The 17134-nt window shown below is 61.2% G+C and carries 14 protein-coding genes and 3 rRNA genes; 14 read left to right on the top strand and 3 right to left on the bottom strand.

The features are described from left to right. The 6 genes from CGK93_RS21035 to CGK93_RS21010 all read left to right on the top strand — a co-directional run bounded on the left by CGK93_RS21035 (position 1) and on the right by CGK93_RS21010 (position 5918). The gene (locus CGK93_RS21035; protein WP_089596486.1) at positions 1 to 1113 is read left to right on the top strand and encodes a FecCD family ABC transporter permease; all 1113 of its coding nucleotides are present in this window, start codon (positions 1 to 3) and stop codon (positions 1111 to 1113) included. Beyond that, positions 1110 to 2219, top strand: a complete 1110-nt coding sequence (locus CGK93_RS21030; protein ID WP_089596485.1) for a FecCD family ABC transporter permease — start codon at positions 1110 to 1112, stop codon at positions 2217 to 2219. Before CGK93_RS21035 ends, CGK93_RS21030 begins: the two co-directional genes overlap by 4 nt. A 1-nt stretch (position 2220) precedes the next feature. Continuing rightward, positions 2221 to 3045, top strand: coding sequence for an ABC transporter ATP-binding protein (locus tag CGK93_RS21025; protein WP_089596484.1), 825 nt, complete (start codon positions 2221 to 2223; stop codon positions 3043 to 3045). Continuing rightward, positions 3042 to 4097, top strand: coding sequence for a siderophore-interacting protein (locus CGK93_RS21020; protein ID WP_089596483.1), 1056 nt, complete (start codon positions 3042 to 3044; stop codon positions 4095 to 4097). The genes CGK93_RS21025 and CGK93_RS21020 overlap by 4 nt, the downstream gene beginning before the upstream one ends. A gap of 169 nt (positions 4098 to 4266) precedes the next feature. Then, the gene (locus CGK93_RS21015) at positions 4267 to 5097 is read left to right on the top strand and encodes an SGNH/GDSL hydrolase family protein (protein ID WP_089596482.1); all 831 of its coding nucleotides are present in this window, start codon (positions 4267 to 4269) and stop codon (positions 5095 to 5097) included. Then, positions 5094 to 5918: an SGNH/GDSL hydrolase family protein gene (locus tag CGK93_RS21010; RefSeq protein WP_089596481.1), complete on the top strand. Its 825-nt coding sequence runs from the start codon at positions 5094 to 5096 to the stop codon at positions 5916 to 5918. The genes CGK93_RS21015 and CGK93_RS21010 overlap by 4 nt, the downstream gene beginning before the upstream one ends. Here the strand turns inward: CGK93_RS21010 and CGK93_RS21005 are convergent. Next, complete coding sequence (locus CGK93_RS21005; protein WP_011776364.1) at positions 5894 to 6181, bottom strand: YciI family protein; 288 nt, start codon at positions 6179 to 6181, stop codon at positions 5894 to 5896. The two genes, CGK93_RS21010 and CGK93_RS21005, sit on opposite strands and share 25 nt — an antisense overlap. Positions 6182 to 6249: 68 nt before the next feature. On the opposite strand from CGK93_RS21005, the gene CGK93_RS21000 reads away from it, so the two are divergent. From CGK93_RS21000 to rrf, 8 genes are all read left to right on the top strand, one after another. Then, positions 6250 to 6729 (top strand): MarR family winged helix-turn-helix transcriptional regulator, encoded by a 480-nt coding sequence (locus CGK93_RS21000; protein WP_089596480.1) that lies wholly within the window; start codon positions 6250 to 6252, stop codon positions 6727 to 6729. A 43-nt stretch (positions 6730 to 6772) separates the two neighbouring features. After that, a complete protein-coding gene (locus CGK93_RS20995; RefSeq protein ID WP_089596479.1) occupies positions 6773 to 7537 on the top strand; it encodes an SGNH/GDSL hydrolase family protein in 765 nt (254 codons plus the stop codon). A 404-nt stretch (positions 7538 to 7941) separates the two neighbouring features. Beyond that, positions 7942 to 8178 carry a 50S ribosomal protein L28 gene (rpmB, locus tag CGK93_RS20990; protein WP_011776361.1) on the top strand — a complete coding sequence of 79 codons (237 nt, stop codon included), beginning with the start codon at positions 7942 to 7944 and terminating at the stop codon, positions 8176 to 8178. Further along, a complete protein-coding gene (gene rpmG, locus CGK93_RS20985; RefSeq protein ID WP_003798558.1) occupies positions 8178 to 8345 on the top strand; it encodes a 50S ribosomal protein L33 in 168 nt (55 codons plus the stop codon). Before rpmB ends, rpmG begins: the two co-directional genes overlap by 1 nt. Before the next feature lie 4 nt (positions 8346 to 8349). After that, complete coding sequence (gene rpsN / locus CGK93_RS20980; RefSeq protein ID WP_011776360.1) at positions 8350 to 8655, top strand: 30S ribosomal protein S14; 306 nt, start codon at positions 8350 to 8352, stop codon at positions 8653 to 8655. A 908-nt stretch (positions 8656 to 9563) separates the two neighbouring features. Beyond that, a 16S ribosomal RNA gene (locus tag CGK93_RS20975) occupies positions 9564 to 11083 on the top strand. A 573-nt stretch (positions 11084 to 11656) separates the two neighbouring features. Beyond that, a 23S ribosomal RNA gene (locus CGK93_RS20970) occupies positions 11657 to 14811 on the top strand. 154 nt (positions 14812 to 14965) lie between these two features. Beyond that, positions 14966 to 15082: ribosomal RNA gene (rrf, locus tag CGK93_RS20965) — 5S ribosomal RNA — on the top strand. Together the 16S, 23S and 5S rRNA genes form the textbook arrangement of a ribosomal RNA operon. 84 nt (positions 15083 to 15166) lie before the next feature. Here rrf and CGK93_RS20960 read toward each other — a convergent pair. Together CGK93_RS20960 and CGK93_RS24310 are read right to left on the bottom strand one after the other, a co-directional pair. Then, entirely contained in the window at positions 15167 to 16663 is a 1497-nt protein-coding gene (locus CGK93_RS20960; protein ID WP_232481442.1) for an AfsR/SARP family transcriptional regulator, read from the bottom strand. Further along, positions 16576 to 17046 carry an AfsR/SARP family transcriptional regulator gene (locus CGK93_RS24310; RefSeq protein WP_232481441.1) on the bottom strand — a complete coding sequence of 157 codons (471 nt, stop codon included), beginning with the start codon at positions 17044 to 17046 and terminating at the stop codon, positions 16576 to 16578. The genes CGK93_RS20960 and CGK93_RS24310 overlap by 88 nt, the downstream gene beginning before the upstream one ends. Positions 17047 to 17134: the final 88 nt, after the last annotated feature.

Here is a 17134-nt window from a genome sequence, read left to right as displayed (position 1 = left end):
ATGAAACTGAGTACGACGACGGCAGTCCAGGGGCGGGGCAGTGGCACTTTGGTGCCGGGCCCGGGAGGCATCGCCCCTGGAACTGCTGGAACCGGAGGGGGAACCGGTTCCCGCAGCACGGCAGGCAAGCGCACCGCTTGGCTGTTGGCGGCCGTCGTCGTACTCGCCGCAGTCTGCGCCGCATCCCTGGCGATCGGCGCGCGCGGGCTTCCACTCACTACTGTTTGGGAAGCCCTCACCAACTTCAATCCGGCAGACGGTAACCACGCGGTGGTCATCGCCCGGATTCCCCGCACTGTCCTGGGCCTGCTTGCCGGAGCCGCACTTGGCCTTGCCGGTGCAGCCATGCAGGGCGTGGCCCGCAACCCGCTGGCCGATCCCGGCATCCTGGGGCTCAACGCCGGTGCTGCCCTCGCAGTCGTTGTGGGGATCTACGTCTTCGGCGTCGGCTCGCTGTCCGGTTACATCTGGTTCGCCTTCATCGGCGCCGCGGCGGCCGCCGTCGTGGTTTATGCCGTTGCTTCCCTGGGGCGGGACGGCGCGACGCCGGTCAAACTCGCCCTTGCGGGTGCGGCCCTGAGCGCAGGGCTGTTCTCCCTGATGAACGTCATCCTGGTTTCGAGCCAGGACACGTTCGACCGTTTCCGCTTCTGGCAGGTGGGCACCATCGGTGGACGTGATTGGTCCGTTCTCCTTCCCGCGCTGCCGTTCCTCGCCATCGGGGCCCTGATCATCCTGGCCGGCGGCCGCATTCTGAACAGCCTGGCACTGGGCGACGACATTGCCCGTGGCCTCGGGCAGAACGTCGCTTTGGCCCGTGGCATCACCGGGCTGGGCATCGTCCTGCTCTGTGGATCCGCCACTGCCGTGGCCGGACCGATCGCCTTCCTGGGCCTCGTCATTCCGCACGCCGTCCGCTCGCTGACCGGGCCGGACTACCGGTGGATCCTGCCGTTCTCCGCCGTTGTGGCCCCCATCCTGCTGATCAGCGCCGACATCGTTGGCCGCGTGATCCTTCTCCCCGGCGAAGTCCCTGCAGGAATCATGACGGCAATCATCGGCGCTCCCGTGTTCGTCTGGCTCATCCGCCGCGGCAAGGGGGGCGGCCTGTGACAACCGTCCACAAACTCCCCACCGAGTTGGCACTTAACACCAATAATCCCCACAAACATGGGCATCATCTGTCACTTCGGCGCGTGCTGAGCCCTACGTTCTTCCTCGGGCTCGCTGTAGTCGTCATGTTCGCGGTTTACGTGCTCCTGGGCAGTTACACCGTCACCATTCCGGACTTCTTCACCATTGTCATCAACCATCTGACCGGCGGGGAAAAGATCCCCGGGGCCAGCTTCATTGTCATGGAGCACAAACTTCCCCGCGCAGTGGTGGGAACCATGATCGGCATTGCCTTCGGCCTGGCCGGCGCACTGTTCCAGACCATGCTGCGCAACCCCCTCGCCAGCCCGGACATCATCGGCATCAGCTACGGTGCCAGCGCGGCAGCCGTGACGGCCATCGTCATTTTCGGCGCTTCCGGTGCCGTTGTTTCCGGGGCTGCGCTCGGCGGAGCGCTCGGGGTCGCAGCCATCATCTACGCAATCTCCCGCGGTGGTTCGGGCGCGGGTGGAGGCAGCCGCGGCAATGCCGCCGGCAACCGCCTCATCCTGGCAGGCGTCGGCATCGCCGCAGCCCTGCACGCGGTGGTCAACTTCCTCATGACCCGCGCTGACATCCGCACTGCAGCTGATGCCCTCATCTGGCTCAACGGATCCTTGAACTCCGCAACCTGGGACCGGGCAGGCGTCCTCGCGGTCTCCTTGCTGGTCCTGATCCCTGCGGTCATTGCCCTCGCCGGCCCGTTGCGCATCCTCGAACTTGGGGACGACGCCGCTGCGGGCCTTGGGATCAAGGTCAACGCCGCCCGGCTGGGACTGGTGCTGACCGCCGTCGGACTCGCCGCCGTCGCAACCGCCGCTGCCGGCCCGGTAGCGTTCGTCGCTTTCCTCGCCGGTCCGATCGCCCGCCGGATCGTCCGCAAACCAAGCCTCCCGGCGTCGGCCCTTACCGGTGCGCTGATCGTGCTCCTGGCCGACTTCTTCGCCTCCAACATCGCTCCCGTCATCCTTGACGGAACCGTCCTCCCGGTCGGCGTCATCACCGGCGCCCTCGGTGCTCCCTTCCTGTTGTGGCTGCTGGTCACGTCGAACCGAAAGGAGGCCTGACATGGCCGTCCTTAATGCCCAGGACCTGACGCTCCAATACGAGGCACGCAAAGTGGTGGAGGGACTCTGCACCGAGATCCCCGAGGGCAAAGTGACCATGATCGTAGGCGCGAACGCCTGCGGCAAGTCGACGCTCCTGCGCGGACTGTCGCGGCTTCTCAAGCCGGCCGGTGGCACCGTGACGCTGGACGGGAAAGACATCCACACCCGTCCCGCCCGCGAACTGGCGCGGACGCTCGGCCTCCTCCCGCAACACCCCACCGCTCCGGACGGCATCACCGTCCGTGACCTCGTGGGCCGCGGCCGGTACCCGCACCAAGGCTTCTTCCGCAGTTGGAGCGCAGCCGACGATCTCGCGGTGCAGCGCGCGCTCGACGCCACCTCCACGCTGGAACTCGCTGACCGCAGCATCGATGAACTGTCCGGCGGGCAGCGCCAGCGCGTGTGGATCGCCATGGCCCTGGCGCAGGAAACAGAAGTCCTGCTGCTGGATGAGCCCACCACCTACCTGGACCTCGCGCACCAAGTGGAAGTCCTGGACCTGATCACCGACCTGAACCGCAGCCGCGGCACCACCGTGGCAATCGTGCTCCACGACCTCAATCTCGCAGCACGGTACGCGGACCACGTCATCGCCATGAAGGGCGGGTGCATTGTCGCCGAAGGGCCCGCTCCCGTCGTAGTGACAGAGGAACTCGTCTACAACGTGTTCGGCCTGGAATCCCGCGTGGTTCCGGACCCCATTTCAGGCACACCGCTGATCGTCCCTATCGGACGCCACCACGCACGCCCCGCTTCAACCAACGAACTGGAGATCGCCTCATGAGTGCACAACCGACCCAGGCAAAAGCAAGCGCCGCCGTGGAGCCCATGACCCTCGCCTTCGACGTCACCGTGACGGCCGTGCAGGAATTGAGCCCGAACTTCCGCCGCATCACCTTCGGCGGTTACTCATTGCGCGACTTCGGCGTTGCCGGGGACACGCTGGATCTCCGCGTGAAGCTGATGATCCCGTCCTTTGACGCCTCCGGAAACGTGATTCCGTTGCCTCCCTTCAAAATGGAAGAAGCCGGCTGGTACCAGGAATGGCTCGCCATGGACCCGTCCGTCCGCGGTGACATGCGCACCTACACCGTGCGGTCCGAGCGCCTCGACGCCGTGTACCCGGAGATCGACATCGACTTCGTCATGCACTTCGACGACGCCGGCCACGGCGGACCCGCAGCCAACTGGGCCCTCGGTGCGAAGCCGGGCGACGCGCTCACCATCATCGGCCCCAACAACCGCGCAGCGCAGTGCACGACTGCCGGCGCATATGGTGGCATCGAATGGCGTCCGGGCATGGCTCAGCGCGTGCTCCTGGCCGGCGACGAAACCGCGGTCCCCGCCATCAGCGCCATCCTCGAGAGCCTCCCCGCGGACATGACCGGCCACGCCTTCCTCGAAGTACCGGAAGCCGGCGACTTCCAGGACATCAACACCGCAGCCGACATTGAAATCACCTGGCTTGCACGCGGCGCGGCCATCGGACGCGCACGTCCCCACGGAGAACTCCTCAAGGAAGCCGTCGCCAAGGCCGTTCCCGTGCCGGGCTGGGTAGGCATCAAGGGTGCCGGAACCGCAGCCGGACCCGAGCCCGAAGACGTCAACGTGGACCAGGACATCCTCTGGGAAACGCCGCAGCGCATGGACGCTGCAGCCATCGAAGCAACCAAGAACCCCACCCTTCCCGCTGGTGCCCTGCCGTTCTATGCCTGGATCGCCGGTGAAGCGTTTGTCATCAAGGAAATGCGGCGCTACCTGGTGCGGGACGTTGGCATTGACCGTAAGCAGGTTGCTTTCATGGGTTACTGGCGTCGGGGCAAGGCAGAGGGCTAAACCCCTTCCGCTAGTCCGCCGCAGCGGCGGTTATGCCGGCTCGTGCGCGTGTCACCTTCCGTCCCTCTCTCACTTCCCTCGGGTTTCGGTGCGATCCTCTCTCAATTCCCTCGGGCTTGTTCACTTGGGGTTGGCTCTGGTGTAACCGGGGGCGGGTAGCTTCGGTGGGGTGCGGGAGGAATTCGGGGACGGAGTTAAGGCTCGACGGCGGTTTGTCGCCATCGGGGATTCCTTCACCGAGGGCGTGGGGGACCCGAGCAACGTCCTGCCCAACGGGGTCCGCGGATGGGCGGACCGGGTGGCCGAGAAGTTGGCGAAAGCGGAGCCTGGCTGGGAGTACGCCAACCTGGCAGTACGCAGCAAAAGGCTCCGGCACATCATTGACGAACAACTCGAGCCTGCGGTGGCCATGGAGCCGACGCTCATCACGCTCTACGCGGGCGGCAACGACATCCTGGACTTTGGTACCGACATGGATGCGCTCCTCAACGACTATGAGCTGCTGGTCGCCCGGTTGAGTGAAACCGGGGCAACGCTGGTGCTGTTCACTGGGTTCGACGTGAAAGTCTCCGCGGTCTTGGAGCCTTTCAAAAAGCGCAACACCCTCTACAACCAAAGGGTCCGTGATATCGCCGCCAAATACGGCGCAGTCCTGGTGGATTACTGGTGCTTTGACGCTTACAAGGACCAGCGGATGTGGGCCCCGGATCGGCTCCACATGTCCAAAGCGGGCCACAAGTACCTGGCCGCCCAAGTCCTGGACCACCTCAACGTCCCCCACAAATTCTCTCCGAAGGATTGGGACCCGCCCACGCGTTTGTCCATGCGCGAATGGGAGCGCAGGCAGCGTCGCTGGGTCAATGACTGGGTGGTCCCGCTCTTCGGGCGGAAACTGCGGGGCGTCACGCTGGGCGATGCGCTCAGCCCACGCTGGCCCCAACCTGTGAAGGTCCCGCGCAAGGGCGGGTTGAAGAAGCTCATGGAAAAGGCAACGCAGTGACGGAACAAACCAGGTTCGTGGCGCTCGGCGATTCCTTCACTGAGGGCGTTGGTGACATCGACCTCCGGCTTCCCAACCATTGCCGGGGCTGGGCAGACAGGGTGGCGGAAGAGCTGGCACGGCACGACGAAACAGTGCGATACGCCAACCTGGCCATCCGCGGCAGGCGCCTCCAGCGGATCGCCGACGAACAAATCCGGCCCGCCCTCGCCATGAAACCAACGCTGGTCAGTTTCTACGCCGGCGGCAATGACCTCCTGATGGCCCGGCCCAATATGGCCAAACTGATCAGGGATTATGAAGATGCCGTCCGGCGGATTACAGCAAGCGGAGCCACGGTGCTGCTGTTCACCGGTTACAACGTCCCCTTGTCGCCCCTGCTGGAGCCGCTTAAAGTCCGCACGGCCATCTACAACCGCAATATTCGGCGCATCGCCGCGAAATACCAGGCGCTCTTGGTGGATTATTGGTGCTTCGAGAAGTTCCAGGACCCACGGATGTGGGCGCCCGATCGCCTGCATATGTCCACTCCCGGCCACAGCTATATGGCCAAAAAGGTCCTCGAAGTGCTCGGGGCGCGGCACTCGCTCCAGTCGCCCAGGCTCGCAGCTCCCCGTCCGCGGACCCGCGCTGAAAACATCGCCGACGACGTCGCCTGGCTGAGGCGCGACGTCGGACCTTGGTTTTCGCGTCGGCTTCGCGGCGTATCCAGCGGTGACCACGTGGAGGCGCGCTGGCCGGAACTCATGCCGGTGGTGCTGCCCGAGCGGCTGGGCACTGCGAAGGCGCAGGCGCCTCAGCTATCCAGCAGGTTTTCGTAACCCTCAGCAACGCTGGTTGCCGTGAACTCGATGATCTCGAACTCCGCCACGCCATTGCTGTAGAACGGATCCTTGGCCAGGGAGGCGTCCAAGGTTGCCCGGTCCACTTTGGACAGCAGCACGCCGCCCGTGGCTGGGACGCGACGTCCGGACGCAAGGAAGATGCCGCCGTCGAACGCGTCCTTAAGCCAGGCCATGTGGCCCGGACGGTGGAAGTCGACGATTTCGTCGGGAACTTTGTAGGTCAACGAGACTACGAACATGCCGCCAGCCTATCGGTTGGGCCGCTGCCCGGACCTAAGGAGGCTGTGAATTCTCCTAAGATGGGTTCATGACTCAACCCCGCTGGCTGAACGCCGACGAACGCCGTGCCTGGCTGGCCCTTCTGAGCATCAACACCTTGCTTCCCTCGGCGTTGGACACCCAACTCCAGTCGGTCGGCAAGCTGTCTCTTTTCGACTACAACGTGTTGGCGATGCTCTCCGAAACCGAAGGCCGATACCTTCCCATGAGCGAGCTTGCTGCGCGAACAAGTGCCTCCTTGTCGCGTCTGTCTCATGTGGTGACCAAGCTGCAGAAGCGTGGCTGGGTAGAGCGGCAGGCGCACCCCGGCGACGCCCGCGTGACCGTTGCGCACCTCACCGAGGCCGGCATGTCCACCATCGTTTCCCTCGCCCCGGGACACGTGGAATCCGTGCGTACGCTGATGCTTGATTCGCTGACCCCGGACGACGTCGCAGACCTCGCACGGATCGGCGAGAAAATCGTGGCCCGCCTGGACAACAACCACTGGATCCTGCGGGACTCGTGAGGGTGCTTTGTGGCCCCGGGTGTTGAGGTGGCAGACTGACGGCATGGATTTTTCTGCCCGTTACGTTGCCCTGGGCGACTCGTTCACCGAGGGCGTCGGCGACGACGATCCCCACCGTCCCAACGGCGTTCGAGGGTGGGCCGACGTCGTAGCGGGGCAGTTGGCAAGCAGCAACGAAGACTTCGGCTATGCGAATCTCGCGATCCGCGGTCGGAAGCTCCGCCAGATCATGGCAGAGCAGGTGGACGCCGCCATCGCCATGAATCCAACGTTGGTGACCCTGTACGCAGGGGCGAACGACATCCTGCGGCCCAAGATCGATATTGACTCGCTTCTTGAGGAGTACGACGCCGGTATCGCCAAGTTAAGCGCGGCAGGCGCCACTGTTGTCCTCTTCACGGGCTTTGACGCAAAGGGCTCCAAAGTTTTCAGCGCCATGCGCGGCCGCACTGCGATCTACAACGAACTGGTGCGCGAAATAGCCGAGAACCACGGCGCCTTGCTGGTGGATTACTGGCGGTTTGACGAGTACGACGATTGGCGCCTCTGGGGCGAGGACCGGATGCACATGTCCACGGCCGGCCACGTCAACATGGCAAAGCGGGTGCTCGATGTCCTTGAGCACGAGCACGTCATCGAGGTCCCCGAGCTGGCGCCGGCGCGGCTGATGAACCGGGTTGAAGCACTCAAAGCCAATGCGCGCTGGTTCCGGGAATCAGCGGCGCCGTGGGTGGCCCGCCGCGTCCGAGGCGTCTCTTCCGGCGACGGTTTGAGCCCCAAGTACCCCGAATTGATCAGGCCGCTGTAGCCCGGTTTGGCGGGCGACCCCGCCAGTGGTGAGGCGGTGGTCCGGGCGGTGGGCACGCAGGGCTTATGATGCCGGATTGGTCTTAATTTGGCCTGGCCCGTAGAATAGTTAGGCGCTAGGTAGTGCGGTTCGTGTGCAATTGCTCCGGTTGGTGGTGACTGTCGGTTTTCCCGACATCCCGGCGGCCGGTAGTTAGGGGCTCAAGTTGCGTGCATTCCTGTATTCGCCCGGTATCCCAGGACCTGTTCCAGTGTTTATCACTGCCCGGTCCTGAGGCCAACCTTCTTCGCCGCACTTGCTGCGGAAACTACCGAAATGGTTTGGACCCGGATGCGGACGCTGCCTGTCGCACGGTAACGCAGGAACATCTGCACGCCGTTACATTCAATCTTTGGAGGAGAGTCATGGCAGCACACTGCCAAGTGACCGGAGCCGAGCCGGGCTTTGGACACAGCATTTCGCACTCGCACCGTCGCAACAAGCGTCGGTTCGACCCGAACATTCAGAAGAAGCGCTACTGGGTTCCGTCCCTGCGCCGTAATGTCACGCTGACCCTGTCAGCCCGTGGCATCAAGACAATCGACGTCCGCGGCATCGACTCAGTCGTCGCCGACATCCTGGCACGAGGAGTAAAGCTCTAATGGCAAAGGACAAGGACGTACGTCCCATCATCAAGCTGAAGTCCACCGCGGGCACCGGTTACACCTACGTAACCCGCAAGAACCGTCGTAACGACCCGGACCGTCTGGTCCTGAAGAAGTACGACCCCAAGATCCGCCAGCACGTCGAATTCCGAGAGGAGCGCTAAACACATGGCAAAGAAGTCAAAGATTGCTCGCAACGAGCAGCGCAAGGTCATTGTTGAGCGTTACGCTGCCAAGCGTCTCGAACTGAAGAAGACCCTGGTTGATCCCAACGCGACTGACGAAGCACGCGAAGCTGCACGCCTCGGCCTGCAGAAGCTGCCCCGCAACGCCTCCCCGATCCGTCTGCGTAACCGCGACCAGATCGACGGCCGTCCCCGCGGCACGCTCCAGAAGTTCGGTATCTCCCGTGTTCGCTTCCGCGACATGGCTCACCGCGGTGAGCTCCCGGGCATCACCAAGTCTTCCTGGTAATCACGAAGCTCTGAAAAGGCCGGCAACCGTCATGGTTGCCGGCCTTTTCTGCGTTTAAGCGTGCTTCCTGGCGTGTGGCAGGGGCGTTCAGCGGTGTCGGAAGGTGGCGGTCATCCCCGGCGCGCTCGCTCGCTCACTTCCCTCGGGTTTGGGGTGGACGCTCGCTCACTTCCCTCGGGTTTGGGGTGGACGCTCGCTCACTTCCCTCGGGTTTGGGGTGGACGCTCGCTCACTTCCCTCGGGTTTGGTGGACGCTCGCTCACTTCCCTCGGGTTTGGTGGACAGTTCGACGGCGGTTGTCGGCTTTGCGCCGGGACGGAGGCCTTGGCGGATCTTGCTGGTGTGACGGGCTTCACTCGGGCTGTTTCCGGCGGATTTTGGTTGGCTTGAGGCCTCGATGGGGCCTTTTGGCCCGTGTGGGCGGGGTTTTGGCTGGTACCGAGGGTGATTTGTGCCGGGGCCGGTGGGCGTGTAATGTCTTCTGAGTCGCCGCGAGTGAGACAGCCTGGAGCTGAGAGCCGCGGAGGCCGAACCCCTTTGATAACAGCCTGAAAAATGGTTCGCTTTCGAGCGTTCCTGTGCAGGATGGGGCCGAAGATTGGATCGGGAATCGCGGAAACGTTGATTTGCCAAGATCTGGTTGATCGGGTAAGTTTGAAAAGTTGCTCCGGAGCGATCCTGGACCCTTGTGGGTGTGGGTGGTGCCGGTAGTGTCTGTTGTTTGAGAACTCAATAGTGTGCCAAGTTTGTTGATACCGATTGTTTTATCAATTGGTTGAAATTATGGCTGGATCATTGCGCACCCCCGTGTGTGGTGGTCTGGTTTTCAGCTGGTTTCGAATTTTGTGCAGCCGTGTTCTACCGTTATTTCCGGTGGGTGTGGTTGTGTCTGTTTGATTTGTTTTACTTCAACGGAGAGTTTGATCCTGGCTCAGGATGAACGCTGGCGGCGTGCTTAACACATGCAAGTCGAACGATGATCCCAGCTTGCTGGGGGATTAGTGGCGAACGGGTGAGTAACACGTGAGTAACCTGCCCTTGACTCTGGGATAAGCCTGGGAAACTGGGTCTAATACCGGATATGACCTCCTGACGCATGTCAGGTGGTGGAAAGCTTTTGTGGTTTTGGATGGACTCGCGGCCTATCAGCTTGTTGGTGGGGTAATGGCCTACCAAGGCGACGACGGGTAGCCGGCCTGAGAGGGTGACCGGCCACACTGGGACTGAGACACGGCCCAGACTCCTACGGGAGGCAGCAGTGGGGAATATTGCACAATGGGCGCAAGCCTGATGCAGCGACGCCGCGTGAGGGATGACGGCCTTCGGGTTGTAAACCTCTTTCAGTAGGGAAGAAGCGAAAGTGACGGTACCTGCAGAAGAAGCGCCGGCTAACTACGTGCCAGCAGCCGCGGTAATACGTAGGGCGCAAGCGTTATCCGGAATTATTGGGCGTAAAGAGCTCGTAGGCGGTTTGTCGCGTCTGCTGTGAAAGACCGGGGCTCAACTCCGGTTCTGCAGTGGGTACGGGCAGACTAGAGTGATGTAGGGGAGACTGGAATTCCTGGTGTAGCGGTGAAATGCGCAGATATCAGGAGGAACACCGATGGCGAAGGCAGGTCTCTGGGCATTAACTGACGCTGAGGAGCGAAAGCATGGGGAGCGAACAGGATTAGATACCCTGGTAGTCCATGCCGTAAACGTTGGGCACTAGGTGTGGGGGACATTCCACGTTTTCCGCGCCGTAGCTAACGCATTAAGTGCCCCGCCTGGGGAGTACGGCCGCAAGGCTAAAACTCAAAGGAATTGACGGGGGCCCGCACAAGCGGCGGAGCATGCGGATTAATTCGATGCAACGCGAAGAACCTTACCAAGGCTTGACATGAACCGGTAATACCTGGAAACAGGTGCCCCGCTTGCGGTCGGTTTACAGGTGGTGCATGGTTGTCGTCAGCTCGTGTCGTGAGATGTTGGGTTAAGTCCCGCAACGAGCGCAACCCTCGTTCTATGTTGCCAGCGCGTTATGGCGGGGACTCATAGGAGACTGCCGGGGTCAACTCGGAGGAAGGTGGGGACGACGTCAAATCATCATGCCCCTTATGTCTTGGGCTTCACGCATGCTACAATGGCCGGTACAAAGGGTTGCGATACTGTGAGGTGGAGCTAATCCCAAAAAGCCGGTCTCAGTTCGGATTGGGGTCTGCAACTCGACCCCATGAAGTCGGAGTCGCTAGTAATCGCAGATCAGCAACGCTGCGGTGAATACGTTCCCGGGCCTTGTACACACCGCCCGTCAAGTCACGAAAGTTGGTAACACCCGAAGCCGGTGGCCTAACCCTTGTGGGGGGAGCCGTCGAAGGTGGGACCGGCGATTGGGACTAAGTCGTAACAAGGTAGCCGTACCGGAAGGTGCGGCTGGATCACCTCCTTTCTAAGGAGCTGCTAACAGCTGGTTGCTGTGCCCGCATGGGTGTGGTGGTGGTTGTCAGTGTTGCCCATTGCGCAGGCGTCTGTTCTGCGGTGGGTGCTCATGGGTGGAATATCAACGAATCAAACTTGTTTGGCATGGCCTTTACCGGTTGTGTCCTGGTGCCAGTACGGCAGCATGTGCTCTCCTTTTGTGGGGGTGGGTGTTGTTGGGAACGCTGCCGGGGTGCATGGTTTGTGGGGGTTGTGTTTGGCGCACTGTTGGGTCCTGAGGCAACAGGACCTTTTTGCAGCAATGCAGAGGGCATCGTTCTGGTGTTTCTTTTGTTCCTGCTTCCGGTTCTGCCGCTGTCCCTGTGGGGTGGTGGTGGTCTGGTTGATGGGGTTGTTGTTTGAGAACTACATAGTGGACGCGAGCATCTGAGACACACTTGTGGCTGGCCTCTTCGGGGGTTGGTGGGTGTGTTTCTACAGCAATTTCTTATGAATGAACCTGGCCCTTGTGGTCATGGTTCTCTCGATATGAATGATGCATCGTAGACCGGCGGACCCTTTTGGGGTTTGTTGGTTTGTGTGTGGTCAAGTTTTTAAGGGCACACGGTGGATGCCTTGGCATTAGGAGCCGAAGAAGGACGTAGGAATCTGCGATAAGCCTGGGGGAGTTGATAACCGAGCGTTGATCCCAGGATGTCCGAATGGGGAAACCCCGCACAACGCTGCAAGGTGATTGTGTGACCCGCATCTGAACACATAGGGTGCGTGGGGGAACGCGGGGAAGTGAAACATCTCAGTACCCGCAGGAAGAGAAAACAATAGTGATTCCGTTAGTAGTGGCGAGCGAACGCGGATCAGGCTAAACCGTTTCCATGTGTGATAGCCGGCGGGCGTTGCATGGGCGGGGTTGTGGGACTTTCCGTGATGGTTCTGCCGGACCGTTGGGGTGATGTGCAGGCATAGGTGAACGGTCTTGAAAGGCCGGCCAGAGAGGGTGGGAGCCCCGTAACCGTAATGTTGTGTGCAGCCTGGAGAGTATCCCAAGTAGCACGGGGCCCGAGAAATCCCGTGCGAATCTGTCAGGACCACCTGATAAGCCTAAATACTTCCTAATGACCGATAGCGGACCAGTACCGTGAGGGAAAGGTGAAAAGTACCCCGGGAGGGGAGTGAAACAGTACCTGAAACCGTGTGCTTACAATCCGTCGGAGCAACCGCGAGTGATCGCATAGTAGTTGTGACGGCGTGCCTTTTGAAGAATGAGCCTGCGAGTTAGTGTTACGTCGCGAGGTTAACCCGTGTGGGGTAGCCGTAGCGAAAGCGAGTCTGAACAGGGCGAGTGTAGTGGCGTGATCTAGACCCGAAGCGGAGTGATCTACCCATGGCCAGGTTGAAGCGACGGTAAGACGTCGTGGAGGACCGAACCCACTTCAGTTGAAAATGGAGGGGATGAGCTGTGGGTAGGGGTGAAAGGCCAATCAAACTCCGTGATAGCTGGTTCTCCCCGAAATGCATTTAGGTGCAGCGTTGCGTGTTTCTTGCCGGAGGTAGAGCTACTGGATGGCCGATGGGCCCTACAAGGTTACTGACGTCAGCCAAACTCCGAATGCCGGTAAGTGAGAGCGCAGCAGTGAGACTGTGGGGGATAAGCTTCATAGTCGAGAGGGAAACAGCCCAGACCACCAACTAAGGCCCCTAAGCGTGTGCTAAGTGGGAAAGGATGTGGAGTTGCGAAGACAACCAGGAGGTTGGCTTAGAAGCAGCCATCCTTGAAAGAGTGCGTAATAGCTCACTGGTCAAGTGATTCCGCGCCGACAATGTAGCGGGGCTCAAGTACACCGCCGAAGTTGTGGATTTCACACATTGCCCTAGCCTTCGTGGTTCAGGGGTGTGGAGTGGTAGGGGAGCGTCGTGTGGGCAGTGAAGTCGCGGTGGAAACCAGCGGTGGAGCCTACACGAGTGAGAATGCAGGCATGAGTAGCGAAAGACGGGTGAGAAACCCGTCCGCCGAATGATCAAGGGTTCCAGGGTCAAGCTAATCTGCCCTGGGTAAGTCGGGACCTAAGGCGAGGCCGACAGGCGTAGTCGATGGACAACGGGTTGATATTCCCGTACCGGCGAAAAACCGTCCATGCCAAGCGGGGGATACTAACCGCCCGGAGCCTGCCCGCTCACCCTTGTGGTGTTGTGGGTTTTGGCCGAGCGCGGGACCTGATCCTGGGAGGTAAGCGTATTAACAGGTGTGACGCAGGAAGGTAGCCGGGCCGGGCGATGGTTGCCCCGGTCTAAGGATGTAGGGTCAGGGATAGGCAAATCCGTTCCTGTGTGCTTCGAGCACGTTCCTGAGATCTGATGGGACTCCCGTATGGGGGGATCCGGTGATCCTATGCTGCCAAGAAAAGCATCGACGCGAGGTTTTAGCCGCCCGTACCCCAAACCGACACAGGTGATCAGGTAGAGAATACCAAGGCGATCGAGAGAATTATGGTTAAGGAACTCGGCAAAATGCCCCCGTAACTTCGGGAGAAGGGGGGCCTGCCCCGTGATGGAGACTTGCTCTCCGTGAGCGGGTGTGGGCCGCAGAGACCAGGGGGAAGCGACTGTTTACTAAAAACACAGGTCCGTGCGAAGTCGCAAGACGATGTATACGGACTGACTCCTGCCCGGTGCTGGAAGGTTAAGAGGACCGGTTAGCCCCTTGTGGGCGAAGCTGAGAATTTAAGCCCCAGTAAACGGCGGTGGTAACTATAACCATCCTAAGGTAGCGAAATTCCTTGTCGGGTAAGTTCCGACCTGCACGAATGGAGTAACGACTTCCCCGCTGTCTCAACCATAAACTCGGCGAAATTGCAGTACGAGTAAAGATGCTCGTTACGCGCAGCAGGACGGAAAGACCCCGAGACCTTTACTATAGTTTGGTATTGGTGTTCGGAGTGGCTTGTGTAGGATAGGTGGGAGACGTTGAAACCCGGACGCCAGTTCGGGTGGAGTCATCGTTGAAATACCACTCTGGTCACTTTGGACATCTAACTTCGGCCCGTGATCCGGGTCAGGGACAGTGCCTGATGGGTAGTTTAACTGGGGCGGTTGCCTCCTAAAAAGTAACGGAGGCGCCCAAAGGTTCCCTCAGCCTGGTTGGCAATCAGGTGTCGAGTGTAAGTGCACAAGGGAGCTTGACTGTGAGAGAGACATCTCAAGCAGGGACGAAAGTCGGGACTAGTGATCCGGCGGTACATTGTGGAATGGCCGTCGCTCAACGGATAAAAGGTACCTCGGGGATAACAGGCTGATCTTGCCCAAGAGTCCATATCGACGGCATGGTTTGGCACCTCGATGTCGGCTCGTCGCATCCTGGGGCTGGAGTAGGTCCCAAGGGTTGGGCTGTTCGCCCATTAAAGCGGTACGCGAGCTGGGTTTAGAACGTCGTGAGACAGTTCGGTCCCTATCCGCTGCGCGCGCAGGAAATTTGAGAAGGGCTGTCCTTAGTACGAGAGGACCGGGACGGACGAACCTCTGGTGTGTCAGTTGTACTGCCAAGTGCATCGCTGATTAGCTACGTTCGGATGGGATAACCGCTGAAAGCATCTAAGCGGGAAGCTCGCTTCAAGATGAGATTTCCATACACATTATGTGTGAGAGGCCCCCAGCCAGACCACTGGGTTGATAGGCCGGATGTGGAAGCGAGGACTAAAGACTCGTGAAGCTGACCGGTACTAATAGGCCAACAACTTACACCACACACAACACACTGCACGCGTCCACTATGTGGTTCCCGAACAACAACACCGTTCCAGGAACCAACAACTAAATAACAACACCACAGTTGTAACCCAAAGTCTTCCCACCCACCCCCGAGGCAAACACCACAAGGGGCCGGGACGGGTAACAGAGTTACGGCGGTCATAGCGTGGGGGAAACGCCCGGTCCCATTCCGAACCCGGAAGCTAAGACCCACAGCGCCGATGGTACTGCACCCGGGAGGGTGTGGGAGAGTAGGACACCGCCGGACAACCATTAAGGCAAGAGCCCCGACCACAGGTCGGGGCTCTTCCCCTTTAACCACCCAACACCAACGCGTCCACCAATACACCGCCTACCCCGGGCCCGCCCCTGCAGCCCGGAGCATTCCCAAGTAGTGGTCGACGCTGCCGGCATCAATCACCCCACTCTCGGCTGCTCGTTCTCCGGTGGCTGGCGTTAGCGCCGTAAGGGCCCGGCTGATCGTGGATGGTTCACGCAGTTCGCAGGCAGTCTGGGCCAGAACGCACCAGGTGGCCTCCAGCAAGAGGTCCTGTGGCGGATCCGGTAGCTGCAGAAGCGCGGCCCAAGCGTTGGTTTGATGACCGGACCGCAGCAGCAGAATTGGGCGCACCCATGGTTCGTAGGGGCCGAAGTCCCCGTCAACCAGTTCGTCCCCGTTGCGTAGTTGCCGCGTGAACGACGCAAACGCAAGGATTCCTTCGCTGAACCCTGGCATTTCCTCAGGTACAGGAGGCGTCGCACCGCCGTCGAGGAACGTCCAGCGGAACCATCGGGTAAACACCGCTGCCAAGGGGCGCTCGTGACGCACGGCCAACTGGTCCACTGCATTGGCTTCAAGAAGGGCGGAATCAATGTCGGACAAAGCGCAGAGGGCCTGCATCCGAATCAGGCGCCCGTTGATCTCAAAGGTGGGCGAATCGGCGTCGAACGCTGTTGCTATCAGCTGCCGACCGATGTTTTCACGGTGCTTTGCCAGGCCCGTGCGGGCGAATGCCTGCATGAAATCTGCGCTCAAGGCAAAGCAAAGAAGGTGGCTGTCGCCCACATTTCGGGCCAAATTGACGGCCTCGGCCGCTTCGGCCTGCCTGCTCGCCGTTCCGCGGGACTCCATGGCGATCGTCGCCAGAAGACGGGCCCGGCTGCGGTCGCTGAGGTGGGCGGGTGAAGCCAGCGCATCCTCAGCCGCGGTGACCACAGCGGCAGCAGCAGCGGGATCGTCCGTTCGAGTCCATATCCCGGGGACGTCGTAACCTCCGATGATTCTCGCGGCGAAATCGGGATTGTTGAGGCCGGCGGCCGCCTCGATGGCAGCAAGACGTTGCTGACGGGCTGTCTGGAGATCGCCGGCGACCGCAAGGCTGCCCAACACCGCATTCGAAGCCTCCAGTTGGGCCCGCACGCCGCCACTGGAATAGGCGCTGGCAATCGGGGCCAAACTGGCTGACTCTGGCCGGTCCAATTGTGGGTCCCGGCGGAGGATCCGGGTCTCCAGATCCGCGAGGGCGGGGCTGAGGTCCAGCCCGAGTTCGTCGGACAGCTGACGTCGTGCCTTGCGAAGCACGGCAAGAGCGTCGCCTTGGCGGCGACTCCGGTACAGAGCCAGAGCCAGCAATCGCCATCCTTCCTCGCGCCACGGGTTGGCCGTGACATGCGTTTCCAGGATCGCCGCAGCCTCGGTTGGCCGGGCGTCGGCGAGCCGGGCTTCGGCACAGCGTTCGACGGCGGTCTGCCGCAGCCCGCTCAGCCGCGTCGCCTCCGGGACCGCCCAGGGACGCTCGGAAAATTCCTGGTATGGGCTTCCGTTCCACTCCGCGAGGGCAGCGGACAAATGTGAATCAGCATCGTCGGGGCGGCCCCAACTGCCCCGGCCAAGGCCGTTTCAAAGCGCCAGGCGTCCACCGCGTTGGCGTCGAGCCGCAACGCGTAGCCGTCAGCAACCGTGACCAGGACGGAGGCCAAGGTTCGGGGCTTCCGGTGTGGTTCAAGGATTCGCCGCAGTTCGCCAACGAAGCTCCGGATGGCTCCCACGGCTCCGTTCGGTGGCATGCCGTCCCATAGTTCTTCAGCAAGGTCTGCGGTGGGGATGGCCCGGCCCCGCAGCGCGACAAGGATCGCGATGATCTCCCGATGCCTGCGCTTGGACAGATCCATCCGCACCCCGTCAACACTCACCCCGATGGGGCCGAGGACTCGGATCTGCGGCGTACTCACTGGTCAATCGTAGTCACGGGCGCCGACAAGCAAACGGCAGAGCCAGCTGATTCACCGCTGATTCGGCGGCGGGATAGTAGGGGAACAC

It is taken from the genome of Arthrobacter sp. YN (genome assembly GCF_002224285.1).
In the GTDB taxonomy this organism is placed as follows: domain Bacteria; phylum Actinomycetota; class Actinomycetes; order Actinomycetales; family Micrococcaceae; genus Arthrobacter.
The sequence above is the reverse complement of the archived record's forward strand: the minus strand, read 5'-3'. Positions and strand labels throughout refer to the sequence as shown.